Below are 16,968 nucleotides of genomic sequence, written 5' to 3' on the forward strand. Positions count from 1 at the left end.
CTTTTTGTGTCAGTCTGTTATCTTAGCCTGTGATAAGAGTCAAGATTTCTTTTGCGAAGGTAATGACAACGCCGCCTGCAAGGGTCAAAAATCCGTTAGCTCTCTGGGACGGGTCATGGGATTTGAGGGAAAGACCAATCTGCACGATACCAAAGCCGAGCATAATCATACCAACAGCCCTCACCAGACCGAAAATGAAATCGGACAGATTGTTGACTACCTGAATGGGGTCATTGGCAGCAAAGGCGGTTACGGAAGTACCAAGCACAAAGGTCATTGCCATAACAGCCATACAGTAATAGCGGAAGCCTTTCTTAACCTTTTTAGTCATCGGCAGCTTCGTGGTTTTCTTGTTCTCGTTCTTCTTAAAAAGTTTCATAGGGTAAATCCTCCTTATAAATTGAATATTTCTTCCAAGTCCTCATCGGACAGAAGCTCATAGGAAGTGCTGACAGCTTTCACGCTCACGGCGTTATCTGGAATATCACTGTCAAACACAAGGGTTGCGACAGCCTGCGTAGGCTCTCCGTGGATATACGGTGGTTGCCCTCCGTCAGCCGTCAGCTTCACATTCGGGTGCTTCAAGATGTCATACTTGAAGTCCATAACGGGGCGTTCTCCACGCACAAAAAGAAGTGCGTAACGGTTATCAAGCATACGCACTTCGTCTGGGGTCATCAGCTCACGCCCCGAAATCTGATAATTTGTTGAATAGTTACCACTCCGCCCAGAGCTTTTCCCGTAGGTGTTGGTATCAATGGTTTCCTTGCCCAAAAGCTCTGACACATATTTATGGGTGCTTTGCTCGTTGCCGCCCAGATACAGAAACTCATCGCAGTTGCCGACAATGCTTTCCCATTGCTTTTCAAAAAGGGCTTTGAGCTGTGCCAGATTTTGCAGGATAATGGATACCGATACCCCTCTGGAACGCATAACGGACAGGATTTTATCAAAGTCATCAGGCAATGAAACATTCGCAAATTCGTCCATTATGAAATGGCAATGCACAGGCAGGCTTCCGCCGTACTTGTGGTCTGCCAGATAAAAAAGCTGCTGAAAGAGCTGGGTATAAAGGATACTGACAAGGAAGTTAAAGCTCGTGTCGTTATCTGGTATCAGAGCGAACAGAGCGACCTTTTTTTCTCCCAGATTTGGCAGGTCAAGCTCATCGGTGGCGGTAAGCCCTGCAAGGCTCTCCAGATTGAATTTTTCAAGCCTTGCGGCAAGGGTTATCTGGATACTCTTTAGGGTCTTTGCACTACCAGAGTGGTAATCCCTGTAATACTTGAGGGCGATATGCTCTGGGTTTACCATTTCCAGACGGTCAAACAGCTCGTCCAGAGGGCTTACATAGCTGTCATCGTCCTCTCGGACTTCGCCTGCACGGAGCAGCTCCATAACCATCGGGAAATTCTGCTCGTCTGGCGGTGCTTCATATTTCAGATAAAATACCAGAGCCAGAAGCAACATACTTGCCGCCGTATCCCAGAACGGGTCTTGCGACTGTGAGCCTTTCGGCGTGGTCGCCTTAAACAAGTTTGTTACCAACCTCTGAACATCGTTATCGTTCCGCAGATAGACAAAGGGATTGTAACAATGACTGCGGTGCATATTGATAAGGTCAAGTACACGCACCTCATAGCCTTTATTTTCCAACAGACCGCCGATGTCACGGACGATTTCGCCCTTTGGGTCGAGTATTACAAAAGATGTGTTGCACTGCATAGCATTTGGCTTGCAGAAAAACCTCGTTTTTCCCGCACCAGAGCCGCCGCAGACTAAAATATTCAGATTCCTGCGGTGCTTTTTCCCGTCCAACCCGATACGGACATTCTGGGTCAAGAGCTTATTGGCTGACGGATCTTTATCTCGGTACTTCTTATTCAAAGCACCTGCGTTGCCCCATTTTGCAGAGCCGTGTTCCTCACGCCTGCGGTAATTCCTGCGTGTAGAGAAATAAACGCCGATGCCCATAGCGTAGGCAAGTAAAAAAATAAGGACAGTCTTTACGCTGTCCTCACATACCATTATTTCAAACGGATTGCCCATCGCCACAGGCAGACCTCGGATAATCTCTACAAGACCACCGCTGACATAGGGTGCTGTCAGCAGGGCAAGCCATACGACAGGAAGTATTCCGCAGACAGAAAGGATTAGGCTCGTTTTCTGGTCATCGTTCCTCATTGCACCTGCAATGCACGACCTTAACCTTTTTTGTCGGAGCGTGTGCCACCTTGCTTATCAGCTCGTCAACAGGCTCGGTGGGGCGTTCCTCCTGTAACTGCCTTGTACGCAGGGTGTTTAAGGCGTTGATGACGATATTCTTATCGTACTTGTCAAGTGCGATATGGTATCGTTCCTCTCTCATAGTCTGCACCTCCGATTAGCGTTCCTGCTCTTTGTTCTTTGCAGGCTTGTTCTTTTCCATACTCTTATACATATCGCTCTGGATTTCGCCCAGAACATCACGCATCGTGCCAAGCTCTCCCTTGAATGCCTGCGTATCCATTTCCGCATACTCTCTGGGAAGTCTGGAAAAGTCAAACCCTCTGGTATCCACGCCGTAACGGGAGCTTACCATATAGGCAACGCAGAAGGATTTGAAATCGGAAGCATCACGGCTCTCGTTGTGCTTAAAGTTATAGACTGCTGCCGATACCTCTTTTGCCATACTCACGAACAGCACTTCCTCGGAAAGCCCCTTCTTAACAAAAATGGTCTGCTGAGAGCTGTCATAATAGGCAGGCAGTTCAAGCTCCCCGACGGGTACACAGGGTACAGGGCTTGCATCAATCAGAGCAGACACAAGCTCACGCATGGATTTCGGCTCCTGTTCCTGCTGCCTGTCCTTTGCCGAGGTTTCGGAAATATCATAAACCACTTTGGCATTGTAGGAGATGCCCTTTGTCCCGTCCTCACGGGTGTATTCCTTGCTCGGCTCAAGGATAATAATTTTCTGTGCGTCCTTGTTCACATAGACACGGTTCGCTTTCCATTTGCTGTACTCTTTAAGCTGCGTTGCTTCGGGCATCTGTGCTGACACCAGAATAGCGTTAGCCACGGAGTAGCGGTCAAAGCGACCCTGCACATTAAGATACTGACGGAAGCTGTCGCCGCTTGCCATCATTTCAGAGCAGGTATTGTCAATCAGCTCATAGGCTTCTTTCCGCTGTGCCTGCTTTGCGGCAGCCCATTCCTCTTTATCAAAAGGTCTGTTGCCACCGCCGAATACATCGTAAATACTCATAGCTGTTTACCTCGTTTCTTTGGATTTTGGTTTCTTTTTCTTTCTCTGGGGCTGTTTATGCTCCGTTTTCCCGTTAGCACTTTTCGCCCTGTCGGAAGCTCCGCTTTTGTCCAAGGCGGAAGTGCCAATCTCTGCTTCCTGCTCCTTGCGGTTCTCCTTGATTTTCCGCAGTTCCTCTCTGACAGAAGGTTTCTCCTTAGTCATAGTAGCCCCCTCTGCGAACTTCTTTGGCTGCTCTGAGGTAGGCTCGGACTGAGGGGATTTTTCTGTCTTTGCCACCGAGGGGTTTGGGGCGTTTTCCTCCTTCTGGATGGGCTTGCCCATAAGCTCGTCAAGCAGCTTGTCTTTCTCCGCCTTTTCCTGCACACCAATATCTGGCTCTGACTGACCGTCCTTTGCATCTTTGGATTTCTCGGCTTCCGTCACAATAGAAGCGGTATCCACCGAAGCAAGATTAAAGCGTTCCACGATACGACTGATTTTCGATGCGTCTTCGGCACGGGCGATGACATCGACCTCTGCATTGGGGTCTTTGTTTTTCCTGTCCGTGAGGACGCAGTAAAGCACACCGTATTTTTTCGCTTCCTGAGTGAACTTTTTCAAGTCGCCGCTTTTGACAGTAAAGACTTTCAGTTCCTTACCAGAACGGAGCATACTTGTCAGCCTTGCTTTGCCTTTGGTTTTCTTTTCTTCTTTAAGAATGGAATACAACAGGATAGCGATGTTCTTCGCACCTGCACCTGTAATTTTGGCAGCGACCTCAAAGCCCTCCAAGCTCATTCGGACGATTTGTTCTGCCGCTTCGCCGCCTGTGTTCATTCTTCACCAGCTCCTTTCTTTGCTGTTCGTGTTCGTCTGCCCGTATCGTCTGCAATTTTTCCTTGAGGGTATCACTACGGGCGGAAATGCCCTCGCACAGTCTGACCTCCTTTCGGATAATTTTCAGCCGCCCCGAAATATCGGAAAGCTCTGCCTTGACTGCTTCCTTTTCTTCGCCGCTTGTTCTGCGGGATTTAGAGTAAAGCTCCTTTCTCTTCTGAAGCAGGGCAGACATCTCCGTTTTCAGAGAGCCTTTATATGAACAAAGCTGCTCCGCCGTATCAATGTGATTGCGGCAAAGTAGCCTTGTTTCCTGTGTGATGGCTTCCATCTTCATAAGGTCGTCCTTTAAAAGATAATGAAGCCGTGCATAATTTTGTTTTCTGCCTTTTGGCAGGATACCGAGCTTGTAGCAGTAATGGAGATACAGCCCACGCAAGCCGCCGATTTTCTTGGCGTTCTTCAATGAACCTTTGACTCGATAGACCTTAACCTGCAGCTGTGGCTCTGAGAAGCTCTGGAATTTGACCGCATAAGAATTTTTGCTGATACGCTCCATAATCCTGTCATTGGTGTATTTCTCTCCGAGCTTATAAAGCCGCTTGGGTCTTTGCCAGCCCTTGCCGATAATCGTCCAATACTTGCGGTTGGGGTCAAAGTTTATGCGGTAGCCCATTTCTGCCAACTGGCGGTCAAAGTCTTTCAGCGTAAATGATTTGCTGATAGCTTCATCCACCGCTTGTCTGGCAACATTATCCCTCGTGGGTCGCCCCTGCTTTTCGGCTTGGTAAAGGGCGTAGGGCTTTTTCTTGCCGCTTGGGTGTTCGATGACGGACAGGGCATACTCACGGCAAAGCTCATCGGAACGCTGACGGAGCAGCCGCAGATTTGCTTTGTTGTCGTGATAGTGCATACCATCGGCAAAAGAAACAGAGTTCACAACAAAGTGATTATGCAGGCAGTCGGTATTTAGGTGAGTGGCAACGATGACTTGAAATCTGTCGCCCCACATTCGCTCGGCAAGTTTAACGCCCACTTCGTGAGCCTGCTCTGGCGTAACCTCACCGTGCTTGAAGCTCTGAAAACCGTGGTAGCAGACAATCTCGCTCATATCGTTCCACCCCGCTTTGGTAATCATCATTTCATCTCTGGCGGTGGTCGGGTCACAGTTTACGCCTGTGACAAAGAAACGCTGCTCGGTCTTATTCTTATTGGTAGCGTACTCCATTACATCGACCATCGCCTGCAGGTCGGCTTCGGTGTATTTAGGGTTGGCGGTCTTTTCGGGATTTTCGGCATAGTCGATTGGGTGGTCGAGCCTGCCACGCACATCCCATATCTCGCAGACCGCCATTACGATGACCTGCGTGGAAGCAGATACCTTTTGCGAATGTCAATCTGAAACTCGTGCCACTTCCTTGCTTCCTCACGGAGCATCGGGGTATCCACAAAGCCGAGGGCGTTTGCCTTGACCGCAAGCTGATTGATACGGTTTCCAATGGCGGATAGTTCACGCATCATTTTATAGAACTCTGGGTCGGGCTTTTCGCAGAGCTGATAGCCCCTTACCATTTCTCTTAAAAAGGCTTCTTTTGAGCGACCCGATTTCCGCACAAGCTCATTAAGGTGTTCGGCTTCCTCCTCAGTCAGACGGAAAAGTATCTGCACATTTCTTTTTCGCATTGTCCACTTCCTTTCTCTCGGAAAGTCTGTTTATCTGCACGCAACACATACACACAACGCCGAACAGACCGCCGAGCATTGTGCCGATAATGAAAAATAAGAACTCACTCATTCTTGAACTCCTTTCTGTTCTCACGGGGTATTAGGGGCTGACCCCTAACAAGCGAATTTGGCTAACCAAATTCAGTGCTTGGTAAGACATCTCATTCTTCGCAGTCGTCCTCATACATACACTCACCGCACACGGGGCAGAAGTACGGACAGTCCGAACAATCCTCATTTTCCTGTAGTGTATTCTCGCCCGCACAGTCAAGACCGTCCTCGCTCTGCTCGGTAATATCGGCTTCGCCGCAGACAAAATCATCATCTGTAAAGTTGATAAGGTCGGTATCGAACAGGATAATTTTTGTCTTTTTCTTTGCCTGTTCGGGGCTTTCCGCATAGACGGAAACGGTCTTTCGGTAATGGGCAGTAAGGGTTACATCATACTTTTTCAATGGTTCATTCCTCGCTTTCAGCATTATATTTTGATTTGGTTTCGGTGTCTTTCTGGTGAGAATCTACTACACAATCAACGGGTATCACTCCTTTCACGGGCAGGCTTTGGTCTTGCAATTCCCAGATAGGACAACAAAAAATCGTTGAAGTCCTTGCCGACAGGCGGTGGATCATCAACGATTTTGTAGTCTTTCTGCAACAGTTCCTTCAAAGTAGCGGTACAAAGCCTGCCTACCTTGTCATTATCCAGATGCAGAACGATGGTCTTAATTTGTGGATTGGCACTCAAAAAAGTTGTGAGGGCTATGGGAATTTTGCTGTCCTTCATCTCTTTCTTTGGCTGATACACGCCCGAAAGAGAAAGCAGACTTTCCGATTTGTAGTCCTTGCCCTCGCATTTCAGATAAGTGGCATAGGACAATAAATCAATGGCGGCTTCAAATAAATGCACGGTATCCGTCGGCTCTCTTGCCAGAAGTCGAAACGAATACCGCTTGTCGCTGCCCGATGCGTCCTGCTTGAAAGTGCTGCCGAGAGTGCTTCGCAGGGCGGCATATTTCGGTGTTCCGCTTTCATCTTTGCCGATAAAAACAGCATTGTGGTAATCGGCACTCTCATAGAGCGTGCCGTCTGCAATACACTCCTGTATAAGATGATAGTCAATACCACGCCCAAAAAGATACTGTATCACTCGGTTACAATCCTTATTCTTTGGCGGCAGTAGCAGGACTTTCGGTTCATCTTTCTTGGGAGCAGGGGGTGGCTTCCAGTCCGCCATCGTCTGCCCTGTGAGAATTTCCACGGCTTCCACAAAGTCATATTCCTTGACCTTGATGAGATAATCAAGAGCAGAATAGCCGCCGAAACCTCTCGACCACCAATACCATTTACCGTTGGAAATCTTCAAGCTGTCGTGTTCTGCGGTACAGTACACATTGCTTGTGCCTTTGACCTTAACAAGATTGCTCGGCTCAAACTCACGCAGATAGGATAACAGGTCAATCTGGCGTATCCGTTCAAGCACATCTGGGTCAATCTGCACATAGGGTTGCTTAGTTCTCAATGGATAAAATCACCTCCAGAAATAGAAAAAGCCGAGGGGCTTTCGTTAAATGAAAACCTCTCGGCTATGTAAAAGTTTTATTCAAATAAATCTAATTTTCCCCTATTGCCTGTCCCAAACCCACTTTCTTTTTTCCTTAAATTATACATTCCAAACTTTAGTATTTGCTTATAAAGCAAAAACTGCTTTCCTTTTCTATTTGCAAAATGATCCTATGTCAAGAAAAAGTACAAATTAAGAATGACTTTTTTCCATCTTGCCAGCATACTTAGCCGGCAAGTTTTTGCTCCAGCTCTAATAGTTTATTCCTGTATTGTTTTTCATACTCATCAGGCGAAAGATATCCACAATGACTATGAATCCTTACTGTATTATAAAATGTCTCTATGTACTCAAAAACAAGGCGGTATGCATGTTTATAATCAAATATTTTAAAGCGGTTCAGCCATTCTCGTTTTAATAGTGAATGAAAGGATTCTATGCATGCATTATCCCATGGGTATGCTTTCTTTGAGTAACTGTTTATCATTCCTTCTGTTACTTTCTGGAATGCCTGGGATACGAATTGTATACCTCTGTCACTATGAAACACAAGCGGCGAGGTGACATTTCGCATCTGCTTCGCTTTGTTTACACATTCTACTACATGGATTGCTTCAAGACTCTGACTGAGTACCCATGCTATGATTTTCCTTGAGTAAAGATCCATTATGCTTGTCAGATACACAAATCCATTGTATGTCCATATATACGTGATATCAGATACCCATACAGCGTCCGGCCTTGAAGGATTAAACTGCTCATCAAGGATATTTTGCAGTTCACTGTTGAAATCAGAATCGATTGTTGTTACTGTATATGGTTTTACCCATTGCGCTTTGATCCCCATTTGGCGCATATAATTACCTACCGTTTTTTCAGCAATAGATTCCCCCTGCCTGTGCAGCATTTCTGTGATCTTGGGTGCACCATAGTTCTGATGCGATCCATCATAGATCTGTTTGATAGCATCCTTGATATGATCACGATGCTTTTCAGAAACCGATGGGACACGTTGCTTCCATGCACGGTATCCAGAGCGTGAAACACCTAATATTTTCAGTACCCCGCTAACAGAAACCCGGTGTTTCTGTGGCAGTTCTGCCACCTCTGTGGTGTATTCTGAAGTGGCAGTATAAATAGCTTCTGTTATTTTCCCAGGATACCGATTGCTTTTTTTAATATTTCAAGGGCATCCTTAGTATCTCGCAGTTCTCTTTTAAGACGGGCAATTTCTTTGGCTTCATCACTGGAATAATTACCTGTTCCGCGTGTGGGGACAGAACCTTCATTTTCTCTGGCTGCCTTCATCCAGTTTTTTAATGCAGACTCGCTGATCCCAAGGTTCTCAGCAGCTTTTTGAACGGTCAGTTCAGGATGATCTTTTCTGTAACGGACAGCATCCTCTTTGAATTGTTTTGAATATTGTGTACCTTTTGCCATAATGTTCTTCCTCCATATATTAATTTTATATCATCTATTGGAAGAAGTCATCTTTACTTTGTACTATTTATATACTACCACCAAAAAAAGTATATCCTATCTGTTGTTCTTCGCCCCACTTTTCCCATAAACGAGGACTTAAAACATTATTTTCAGTATATAATGGAAGTATCAAATCAAAATAGTACTTTACCTTGTCTAAATTAGTTGTCTGGAGTTGCTGAAAAAATTTTTTATAAATCTTAATATCTTCACTCAAACAACTCAAAATAATATAAGATTTTGTTTCCTCTGGAAAAATAGTAATGAAAAGCCTACTAATAAAACCTCTTTTCGTATGTCGTATTTTCTTGCCTTTCAAGTCAAAGTCAACAGCAATACAAGCATAGGTCGCAAATTTTATGCTTTCTGGAATCTCAATTACACAAGTTTCTAAACCAGTATAATCCTTACTCACAATACCTTTATCGAAAAAACTCTTAACCTCATTCATTTCTTCCAGAGTCATTGATATAGCTCTATAGTACTGTATATACTGTGGTGTTTTTAGCAAAGACGGCGTATTTGTAATGTTTTCTCTTAAGACTTTCTGTTCCACAAGTTTCTTATAATACTCAAATATAAAAGCTTTATATGCGTATATATACTTATGTTCATCACTATCTTTATCGAAAGCAGGTGCTCCTTTTTCTATAGGAGCAAATACTTCATCATCGTGAATATCGCAAAAGCAGGTCGCAGTTGTCGCATGATTGACCCCAACTCGGTCAATCATTGTTAATACTTCTGGTTCTTCATTTTCAATGGGAATAACTTGTGGTGGCTTGTTAGGGTTCAAAATATACACATGCCCATCTTCCGATAATTGAGATATTATTTTATTGTTCTGTAATGCGTGAGCCTCTTTGATATGCTTAACACATCTGGTACTATCAGGATATAAGCAGCACTTTATCTGATTTTTTCTGAACTGTTCCATGATTTGTATATTAAGAGGCTTCTTACTTTTCTTTACAGGTCTATCTTTACGATTTTTACAACACTCAAGATAAGTTTTTCCACTACCGCATGGGCATAATTCATCATCATATATCTTAAAATATTTCATCAACATCATATCAATTACCTCATTTAGATAAGCTATTGTTTTTATTATAATACTTTATTGTGAATTTTTCCACCTCTGCGGCTATGTAAAAGCGGCATCAGCTCCACGCCAATGCCGCCGTTCTTGGTTACAAAATTCCTGCCTTTTTGAGATACCCAACGCTGTCATAGCACCCTCTGAAATAGATTGCTTCCTGCTGCATATCGCTGAGCCTGTTCCGAAGCTCCAAAACTTCTATCAAAGCCTTACACTCCTGCTCGGATAAATCACTCGGCTTTTCCGTATCCAAAACTGCCATCACTTTGGGATACTCCTTGTAGAGTTCCTCTATCCTTTCCTCTATGAAATGGTATTCTGGATTTTCTTTGGGCAGCTTTGCGATAACGGAGCTTAGATATTCAGCAAAGATGTTGCTATGCACATCAACAAAGGTTTCAAATCTGAAATTATCAAGCACACCTTTCACCTCCGACATTTACTAATCTACACCTATTATACTTCCCAGAAATCAGCAATACAAATATGCAAACCGCATTATCTCTCCCGACTTGCACATTTTCTTTCGGGCTGTTCTTCTGTCTGCTCTGGCTCGGTATCCATAACGGAAGTATCTTTTTCATTCAGATTCAGCTCAATGTTAAGAGCGTTCAGCCGTTCTGTTTTTTCTTTCAGCTCATCTTCAAAGGCAAAAGGCTTCTTGATTTCCTCCTTTGCGGTTTCAAGCTGTGCGATAGTTTCCGCCTTTTTGGTCTTGGCAGCTTCCAGTCTGGCGGGGAGCTTTGACAGCTCGTTTTCAATTCGGGTCAGATTTCCGAGGGCATCAGCACCTAAATCTACCTTATGCTTTGCCTTTCCGCAGAGGTTCATACAGTAATGGGCATTGACAGTATCATAATAAATCTCCATTCGGAAACCTCGGTAGCTGCCGATTTCGGTAGGTGCGGACATCGGATAATCCTTGCAGATTGCAAGGAGCATCTCGCCTGCGTCTGCCTTTTCGGTGTAGGTCACTCCTTTTAATGTCATCGAGCAGAACTTATCCTCACCCTGCGGCTTGTGCTGCTCAGCAAGAGCTGCATCATTTTCATATCCTGCAATGCGTTCCTCATACTCTTTAATGGTCTGGGGATAGTATTTCAGCACCCTGTCCTCAAGGTCGTAATGTTCGGAAAGATAACTCTGCTTTAACACTCGGAGCTTGGAAACCTGTATATCCAAATCCATCTTTTCCTTAAAACGGGCATCGCCTGTGGCAAGCATTTTAACCTCCGCAAAGGACAGGGCAACCTCGTCCACATCTTCGGCAGAGCGTACAGGGCTTTTGCTCGTCATTATCTGGCTGATAAATTTCTGCTTGCTCTCCACCAACTGATAGAGGTAGGCATCAAAAGTTTGCTCGGTCACATAGCGGTAAACCTCCACCTCTGGGAACATATTTCCCTGCCGTTCAATACGCCCCTGCCTTTGTTCAAGGTCGGAAGGACGCCACGGACAGTCAAGGTTATGGATTGCTATGAGCCTGTCCTGCACATTCGTACCTGCTCCCATCTTAGGAGTAGAGCCGAACAGCACACGGACTTCGCCGCTTCTGACCTTGCCGAACAACTCTTTTTTCTGTGCATCGGTGGTCGCTTCGTGGATAAATCGTATCTGCTCCGCAGGAATACCACGGGCTATCAGTTTCTCCCTCATATCGTCGTAGACATTGAAAGTACCGTCATTTTTCGGGGTGGACAGGTCGCAGAACACAAGCTGTGTCGCTTTGGTATCGGCGTGTTCCTCCCAGATACGGTACACATTATCCACGCAGGCATTGACTTTACTGTCTGGGTCATCTGGTAGCATCGGGTCAATCATTCTCTGGTCAAGAGCCAGTTTCCGTCCGTCATTGGTTATCTTGAGCATATTGTCGATATTAGGCTCGACAAGCCTTGCCCTGACTTTCTCAGCCCGCTTCGCAAGGGAAGCTACCATTTCGGTCTGTATCTCACTCGGCTTGGTCTTAATATTGTGGTAATTGACCTTTGGCACAGGGAGCTTTAGCATATCGGCGGTCTGAATATCCGCCACCTCACGGAACATATGCATCAGTTCTGGCAGGTTATAGAATTTGGCAAACCTCGTCTTGGCTCGGTAATTCGTGCCTTCGGGTGCTAATTCCAGAGCTGTAACCGTTTCTCCAAAGGTGGAAGCCCAACTGTCAAAATGCTGCAAACCGTTCTGTGCAAGGGTGTCATACTGCAAGTACCTCTGAACGGAGTACAGCTCAACCATTGAATTGCTGACAGGCGTACCCGTTGCGAAAACCGTGCCACGGTTGCCCGTGATTTCGTCCAGATAGCGGCATTTCATAAAGAGGTCGCTTGATTTCTGGGCTTCGGTCTGGGCGATACCACCTACATTTCGCATCTTGGTGTAGAGGTACAAATTCTTGTAAAAATGGCTCTCATCAATGAAAAGCCTGTCAACGCCGAGCTGTTCAAAGTCGATGACCGTATCCTTACGCTTGGTGTCATTGAGTTTTTCGAGCTTCGTCTTGATTGCTTTTCGGGTTTTCATTAGCTGTTTGACCGTGAACTGCTCGCCTTTGGAAGCCTGCACATCGTCAATGCCACGCTCAATATCATCAAGCTGCTTTTCCAACTGCTCCCTCTGGCGTTCTATGCTCATCGGGATTTTTTCAAACTGCGAATGCCCGATAATGACTGCATCATAGTCGCCTGTGGCAATCCTGCCGCAGAACTTCTTGCGGTTTCCTGTTTCAAAATCCTGCTTTGTTGTCACAAGTATATTTGCACTCGGATAGAGCCGTAGATATTCGGAAGCCCACTGACCGACAAGATGATTCGGCACAACAAACATAGATTTCTGGCATAAACCGAGCCGTTTGCTTTCCTGTGCGGCAGCTACCATTTCAAAGGTTTTTCCTGCTCCCACCTTATGGGCAAGGAGCGTACTGCCGCCATAAAGGATATGGGCGATAGCGTTGACTTGATGGGGTCTAAGTGTGATTTCTGGGCTGATACCTCCGAAAGTGATATGGCTTCCGTCATACTCACGGGGTCGCACAGAGTTAAAAGTGTCGTTGTAATAACGGACAAGGCGGTTTCGCCGTTCTGGGGCTTTCCATATCCAATCCTGAAACGCCTGCTTGATGACTTCTTGCTTCGCCTGTGCCGCCGTGGTTTCCTTTGCATTGAACACCGCTTTTTTATTGCTGTGTTCGTCATACACATAATCAAAGATACGGGTGTCACGCAGATTTAAGGTGTCCTCAATAATACGATAGGCGGAAGCCCTTTTCGTACCATAGGTGCTGTCCGCCTTTACATTCCCCATATCGGAGCTTTTATTCTCTATGAACCAGTCTCCGTTTATCGGGGTGTATCGTACCTTTAATCTTCCTGCGGCATAGCTTGACGGAGTTAAAAGCTCCATCACAAACCGCTGTATATCTTCCTGCGGTATCCAAGTCGCACCCAGACGGACAGAGATTTCCGCCGCCGAGAGGTCTTTGGGAATGACCTTTTTCAAGGCATCCACATTGACTGCAAGCTCTGGGTCATTCTTCGCAGCAAGCTCCGCAACCGTCAGCTTGTTGCGGACATTTCCCGACAGATACTCGTCTGCGGCTACATAGGAAACAGGCTCACAGTTCGGTACTTTGAAGATAACACCTTGTAAATCCTGCACAAGCTCAGCCTGCGTTTTGCCTGTGAGCTGCTCCATATAAGGCAAATCAACACGGGCTTTCTCCCCGATAGAGAGGGCAAGGGCTTCACTTGCTGTTTCAACCGAAGTTACTTCTCGATGGGGCTTAATAGTCCGCTTCGTGAACATATCCGCTTTCCGTTTGAAGTTGCCCTCATCATCAAGCACCTCCAGAGAACATAAAAGGAAGTAGCTCTCGTCTGAAGCAAAAGCAAGATAATTTCCTCGGCTGTTGATTAGACCGTATTTTGCGGTATAGGCATCATACAGACGGTTGAGGTTTTCCTGCTCGGTGCATATCATTTCCTCTGGGTAATCCTCGGTCTGATACTCAATGAGCTTACGCACACAGTCACGGATTTGGATAAGCCCTTTGATACGGTTTTCTGCGGTCATCGACACAGAAGCAGGTTGCATACGGTCGTTCTCTCGGAAATAAACCTTGCCGTCCACCAGAGTAAAAGAGAAATTACGCACATTCGGGTCAGCAGGAACGGAAAGCTCCTGCTCATCGGAGATTTCATCAACCCTATTATCAAGCTCTGGGATTTCGCCGTTTATCCTCTGAACTGCATTGGACAGAAGCTCGGAAAGTGGTATATCCTTACGGGCTTTACAGACAGGCTCGAAAGTACCAAAGCGTGTGTTTTCCATCTTTATCTCGCCCAACACCATTTCGGGGTGTTCGACAAAATATCTGTTCATCGTAACACCGTTTTCGTCCGTATCAAGGTGTACCCAGTCTGGCTCTATATCCATCACTCGGTCACGCTTTTGCAAGATAAGAATATCGCTCGTGACCTCCGTGCCTGCGTTTGCCTTAAAGGTGTTGTCTGGCAGACGGATAGCACCTAAAAGCTCGGCTCTCTGGGCAATATACTTGCGTACCTCTGGACTTGCTTTATCCATCGTACCCTTTGAGGTAATGAACATCACAACGCCGCCGGCACGGACTTTATCCAGAGCCTTTGCGAAAAAGTAGTCGTGTATGAGAAATTTCTGGGCGTTGTATCGGCTGTCATTGACCCTTATCTCCCCAAAAGGCACATTACCGAGGACTACATCAAAATGGTCGTCTGGGAGATTTGTTTTCTCAAAGCCCTCAATGGCAATGTTCGCTTTTTGGTAGAGCTGCTTTGCAATCCTGCCTGTGAGAGAGTCGATTTCCACGCCGTGGAGCTTGCTGTTTTGCATACTTTCGGGAAGCAGACCAAAGAAATTGCCTGTACCGCAGGACGGCTCCAAGATATTGCCTTGTGAAAAGCCCAGGCGGTCAAGTGCGTCATACATCGCCTTGATAACAACAGGCGGCGTATAAAAAGCGGTCAGCGTTGACTCCATAGCGGCACGGTATTCCTCTGGGGATAGGCTGGCATATAGCTCCTTAAATTCCTCCGCCCACGCCGCATTGTGTTCATCAAATGCCATAGAAAGACCGCCCCAACCGACATACTGAGATAAGACCTCCTGTTCTTCGGGTGTGGCAAGGCGGTTTTCGATTTCAAGCTCGTGCAGCAGGTTGATTGCCGCCATATTGTTACGGAACTTTTCTTTTGCTCCGCCGACACCGATGGCGTCATCGTTAATACGGAAATTATGACGGTCTACAGCAGGAGCTTCCGTTTTTTCTTCGGGGAGTAATTCGGTTTTTTCCTGTTCCAATAGCTTTTGGATATAGCCGATTTTCTCCACTCGGTTTATCGGAAAACCCACATTGTTCTGGAATGTGATGTCACGCAGGGACACATCGCCGCTGATTTTGCCAATGTTCTCAATGAGATATTTACGGTTATCTATGATGATTTCCCTGCCTATGAGGTCGTCTGCGGATTTCTCCATTTCAATGGCAGGAGCTTCTGAGCCATTCATTATATCGGCATACGCCTGTGGTTTTTCTTTGGCTTCCTCGGCTGTCCTGTACCAATCACTTTCGGTAGCCATAATCTCATCAAGGAGCTTCTCGTCCTCTTTGGTCAGCTCGGTGTGCTGTTCCAAGAATGGGATAAACTCACCTCTGCCACGGAGCAGGCTTTCTCGGTCATCTCCATATAGCTGTTCGCCCTTTGGCGATAAGGCATAATCGTAAAAATTCTTAATGTGGGCAATTAAATCACCCTCACCATCGCCAATATCAAACCGCCCTTCATAGTTAAATTCCTCGCCGCCGATAACAGCCTTGATAACAAAATCGGTCTTGTGATACCACCCGATATTTTTATCGCCCTCACGCTCACGGTGCTGTTTCTCGTCCAAAATACCAAGCAGCTTATTCCCCAGAGCAAAGCTCAAATCCGTATAGCGGTCATTAAACTGTCTGTCATAAAAGGCAGGGTGTTCGGAAAAACCGATAGAAAACTGTATTCCGTCCTGCTTTTTCTCGGACGGTGTTTCTGTCCTCTGTTTCTCGGTTACGACCACTTTCAAATGGTCATTTGCAGGATTTTCCGTTAGCTTTTCTTCAAAGTCGGCTCGGCTGTATTCCTGTCCCAAGATAGGGAACTCGGCATTTTGCAGATAAACCTTTTCCTCGGTAAGTGTTGCAATCTCATATTTATCCGCACCGATATACACCACATCGCCCTCATTGTAGAGGTAACGGAGTGGGTGCAGCTCCCTTAATTCCTCGGTAAACTTCCACCCATTACTGCGGCTGAAAACCGAGGTCGTTTTCCATTGTACCTGTGCAAGAAAGTCTATGAGCTGTTGAACAGTTGAGGGGTCGGACAGGTGCTGTTCCATTTGCTCGGCGGTAACATCTGCAAGGTCGCTTCGTTCCACAGCAGATAACAGGTCTTTTTCGTACCTGTCCAAGTCACGGATAAAGTCAGATAGCCGCAAAGCAAGGGTATCCCGTTTGTCGGCAGGCGGCAGGTCACGGTGGGCGTCAATAAAACGCTGCCTTGCTATTTTCCTCTGGGTGTCAATCTCATATTGGGGAGCTGACACGCTCTCCAGATAATCGGCATAATGGTCTTTTTCTTTCGGATTGAGATAGCGGTTATCCTTAATCAGCTCACGCAGACGCTTTTCAACCTGTGACCATTTCAACACAAGGTCGTGATTGGTATAAGTGCCGTTTCGGTCAATGGCAAGACCTTTGCTGTCATGCCAAGAATGACCGCTGAAACCATCGGGGAAGATGTGCGTACCGCCGCCCGTTCCATACTCATTTTTAAGGAACTCAATATTTTTCTGTCTGTCCACGCCCTTTTGGAATTGGCGGTAGATGCGGTATTTTCCGTCCGCAACACCGCTGCCTTTCTGAAGCACGGAGTCAATATCTTCTTTGGAAATAGCAAAAGCAGAGGCTTTTTCGTCCTCTGCTTTTGCTATCATTTCGATTTGTTCATCTACGGT

15 protein-coding genes are annotated in these 16,968 nt (G+C 46.2%); all 15 read right to left on the reverse strand.

Annotation, left to right across the window (positions count from 1 at the left end; all coding sequences use genetic code 11):
* Nucleotides 1–22: 22 nt before the first annotated feature.
* The 15 genes from AB5123_RS00435 to AB5123_RS00505 all read right to left on the reverse strand — a co-directional run bounded on the left by AB5123_RS00435 (nucleotide 23) and on the right by AB5123_RS00505 (nucleotide 16,947).
* The gene (locus AB5123_RS00435; protein ID WP_008703428.1) at nucleotides 23–379 is read right to left on the reverse strand and encodes a glutamyl-tRNA amidotransferase subunit A; all 357 of its coding nucleotides are present in this window, start codon (nucleotides 377–379) and stop codon (nucleotides 23–25) included.
* A gap of 14 nt (nucleotides 380–393) precedes the next feature.
* Complete coding sequence (locus AB5123_RS00440; protein ID WP_215650512.1) at nucleotides 394–2,184, reverse strand: VirD4-like conjugal transfer protein, CD1115 family; 1,791 nt, start codon at nucleotides 2,182–2,184, stop codon at nucleotides 394–396.
* On the reverse strand, nucleotides 2,171–2,368 hold the full coding sequence (locus AB5123_RS00445; RefSeq protein WP_006857246.1) for a hypothetical protein: 198 nt from the start codon (nucleotides 2,366–2,368) through the stop codon (nucleotides 2,171–2,173). The genes AB5123_RS00440 and AB5123_RS00445 overlap by 14 nt, the downstream gene beginning before the upstream one ends.
* Before the next feature lie 15 nt (nucleotides 2,369–2,383).
* A complete protein-coding gene (locus tag AB5123_RS00450; RefSeq protein WP_008703431.1) occupies nucleotides 2,384–3,247 on the reverse strand; it encodes a hypothetical protein in 864 nt (287 codons plus the stop codon).
* Nucleotides 3,248–3,253: 6 nt separating this feature from the next.
* Nucleotides 3,254–4,066 (reverse strand): PcfB family protein, encoded by an 813-nt coding sequence (locus AB5123_RS00455; protein ID WP_173721721.1) that lies wholly within the window; start codon nucleotides 4,064–4,066, stop codon nucleotides 3,254–3,256.
* On the reverse strand, nucleotides 4,008–5,420 hold the full coding sequence (locus tag AB5123_RS00460) for a relaxase/mobilization nuclease domain-containing protein (protein ID WP_008703435.1): 1,413 nt from the start codon (nucleotides 5,418–5,420) through the stop codon (nucleotides 4,008–4,010). Before AB5123_RS00460 ends, AB5123_RS00455 begins: the two co-directional genes overlap by 59 nt.
* Nucleotides 5,420–5,749 carry a ribbon-helix-helix protein, CopG family gene (locus AB5123_RS00465; protein ID WP_008703437.1) on the reverse strand — a complete coding sequence of 110 codons (330 nt, stop codon included), beginning with the start codon at nucleotides 5,747–5,749 and terminating at the stop codon, nucleotides 5,420–5,422. Before AB5123_RS00465 ends, AB5123_RS00460 begins: the two co-directional genes overlap by 1 nt.
* Nucleotides 5,709–5,861, reverse strand: a complete 153-nt coding sequence (locus AB5123_RS00470) for a DUF3789 domain-containing protein (RefSeq protein WP_008703439.1) — start codon at nucleotides 5,859–5,861, stop codon at nucleotides 5,709–5,711. The genes AB5123_RS00465 and AB5123_RS00470 overlap by 41 nt, the downstream gene beginning before the upstream one ends.
* A 91-nt stretch (nucleotides 5,862–5,952) precedes the next feature.
* Nucleotides 5,953–6,246 carry a hypothetical protein gene (locus AB5123_RS00475; protein ID WP_020993959.1) on the reverse strand — a complete coding sequence of 98 codons (294 nt, stop codon included), beginning with the start codon at nucleotides 6,244–6,246 and terminating at the stop codon, nucleotides 5,953–5,955.
* Nucleotides 6,247–6,320: 74 nt separating this feature from the next.
* The gene (locus tag AB5123_RS00480) at nucleotides 6,321–7,310 is read right to left on the reverse strand and encodes a DUF3991 and TOPRIM domain-containing protein (protein WP_008703442.1); all 990 of its coding nucleotides are present in this window, start codon (nucleotides 7,308–7,310) and stop codon (nucleotides 6,321–6,323) included.
* A 268-nt stretch (nucleotides 7,311–7,578) separates the two neighbouring features.
* Nucleotides 7,579–8,457 carry an IS3 family transposase gene (locus AB5123_RS00485; protein WP_173813043.1) on the reverse strand — a complete coding sequence of 293 codons (879 nt, stop codon included), beginning with the start codon at nucleotides 8,455–8,457 and terminating at the stop codon, nucleotides 7,579–7,581.
* A gap of 41 nt (nucleotides 8,458–8,498) precedes the next feature.
* Nucleotides 8,499–8,792 (reverse strand): transposase, encoded by a 294-nt coding sequence (locus AB5123_RS00490; RefSeq protein ID WP_055218533.1) that lies wholly within the window; start codon nucleotides 8,790–8,792, stop codon nucleotides 8,499–8,501.
* Nucleotides 8,793–8,859: 67 nt separating this feature from the next.
* Entirely contained in the window at nucleotides 8,860–9,909 is a 1,050-nt protein-coding gene (locus tag AB5123_RS00495; protein WP_368364440.1) for an SEC-C metal-binding domain-containing protein, read from the reverse strand.
* A 118-nt stretch (nucleotides 9,910–10,027) separates the two neighbouring features.
* Complete coding sequence (locus AB5123_RS00500; RefSeq protein ID WP_020993960.1) at nucleotides 10,028–10,357, reverse strand: DUF6664 family protein; 330 nt, start codon at nucleotides 10,355–10,357, stop codon at nucleotides 10,028–10,030.
* Between the two features lie 77 nt (nucleotides 10,358–10,434).
* Nucleotides 10,435–16,947 (reverse strand): LPD25 domain-containing protein, encoded by a 6,513-nt coding sequence (locus AB5123_RS00505; protein WP_306769517.1) that lies wholly within the window; start codon nucleotides 16,945–16,947, stop codon nucleotides 10,435–10,437.
* Nucleotides 16,948–16,968 lie beyond the last annotated feature (21 nt).

The organism is Ruminococcus sp. RTP21204st1_B2_RTP21204_210225, assembly GCF_040914135.1.
GTDB classification, from domain to species: Bacteria; Bacillota; Clostridia; order Oscillospirales; family Ruminococcaceae; genus Hominimerdicola; species Hominimerdicola aceti.

What these genes read in the sequence shown, in the direction of transcription:
- AB5123_RS00490 (WP_055218533.1), bottom strand. Translation starts at nt 8,792, where the DNA reads ATGGCAAAAGGTACACAATATTCAAAACAATTCAAAGAGGATGCTGTC.
- AB5123_RS00440 (WP_215650512.1), bottom strand. Translation starts at nt 2,184, where the DNA reads ATGAGGAACGATGACCAGAAAACGAGCCTAATCCTTTCTGTCTGCGGA.
- AB5123_RS00470 (WP_008703439.1), bottom strand. Translation starts at nt 5,861, where the DNA reads ATGAGTGAGTTCTTATTTTTCATTATCGGCACAATGCTCGGCGGTCTG.
- AB5123_RS00505 (WP_306769517.1), bottom strand. Translation starts at nt 16,947, where the DNA reads ATGATAGCAAAAGCAGAGGACGAAAAAGCCTCTGCTTTTGCTATTTCC.
- AB5123_RS00450 (WP_008703431.1), bottom strand. Translation starts at nt 3,247, where the DNA reads ATGAGTATTTACGATGTATTCGGCGGTGGCAACAGACCTTTTGATAAA.
- AB5123_RS00435 (WP_008703428.1), bottom strand. Translation starts at nt 379, where the DNA reads ATGAAACTTTTTAAGAAGAACGAGAACAAGAAAACCACGAAGCTGCCG.
- AB5123_RS00460 (WP_008703435.1), bottom strand. Translation starts at nt 5,420, where the DNA reads ATGGCGGTCTGCGAGATATGGGATGTGCGTGGCAGGCTCGACCACCCA.
- AB5123_RS00455 (WP_173721721.1), bottom strand. Translation starts at nt 4,066, where the DNA reads ATGAACACAGGCGGCGAAGCGGCAGAACAAATCGTCCGAATGAGCTTG.
- AB5123_RS00445 (WP_006857246.1), bottom strand. Translation starts at nt 2,368, where the DNA reads ATGAGAGAGGAACGATACCATATCGCACTTGACAAGTACGATAAGAAT.
- AB5123_RS00465 (WP_008703437.1), bottom strand. Translation starts at nt 5,749, where the DNA reads ATGCGAAAAAGAAATGTGCAGATACTTTTCCGTCTGACTGAGGAGGAA.
- AB5123_RS00495 (WP_368364440.1), bottom strand. Translation starts at nt 9,909, where the DNA reads ATGATGTTGATGAAATATTTTAAGATATATGATGATGAATTATGCCCA.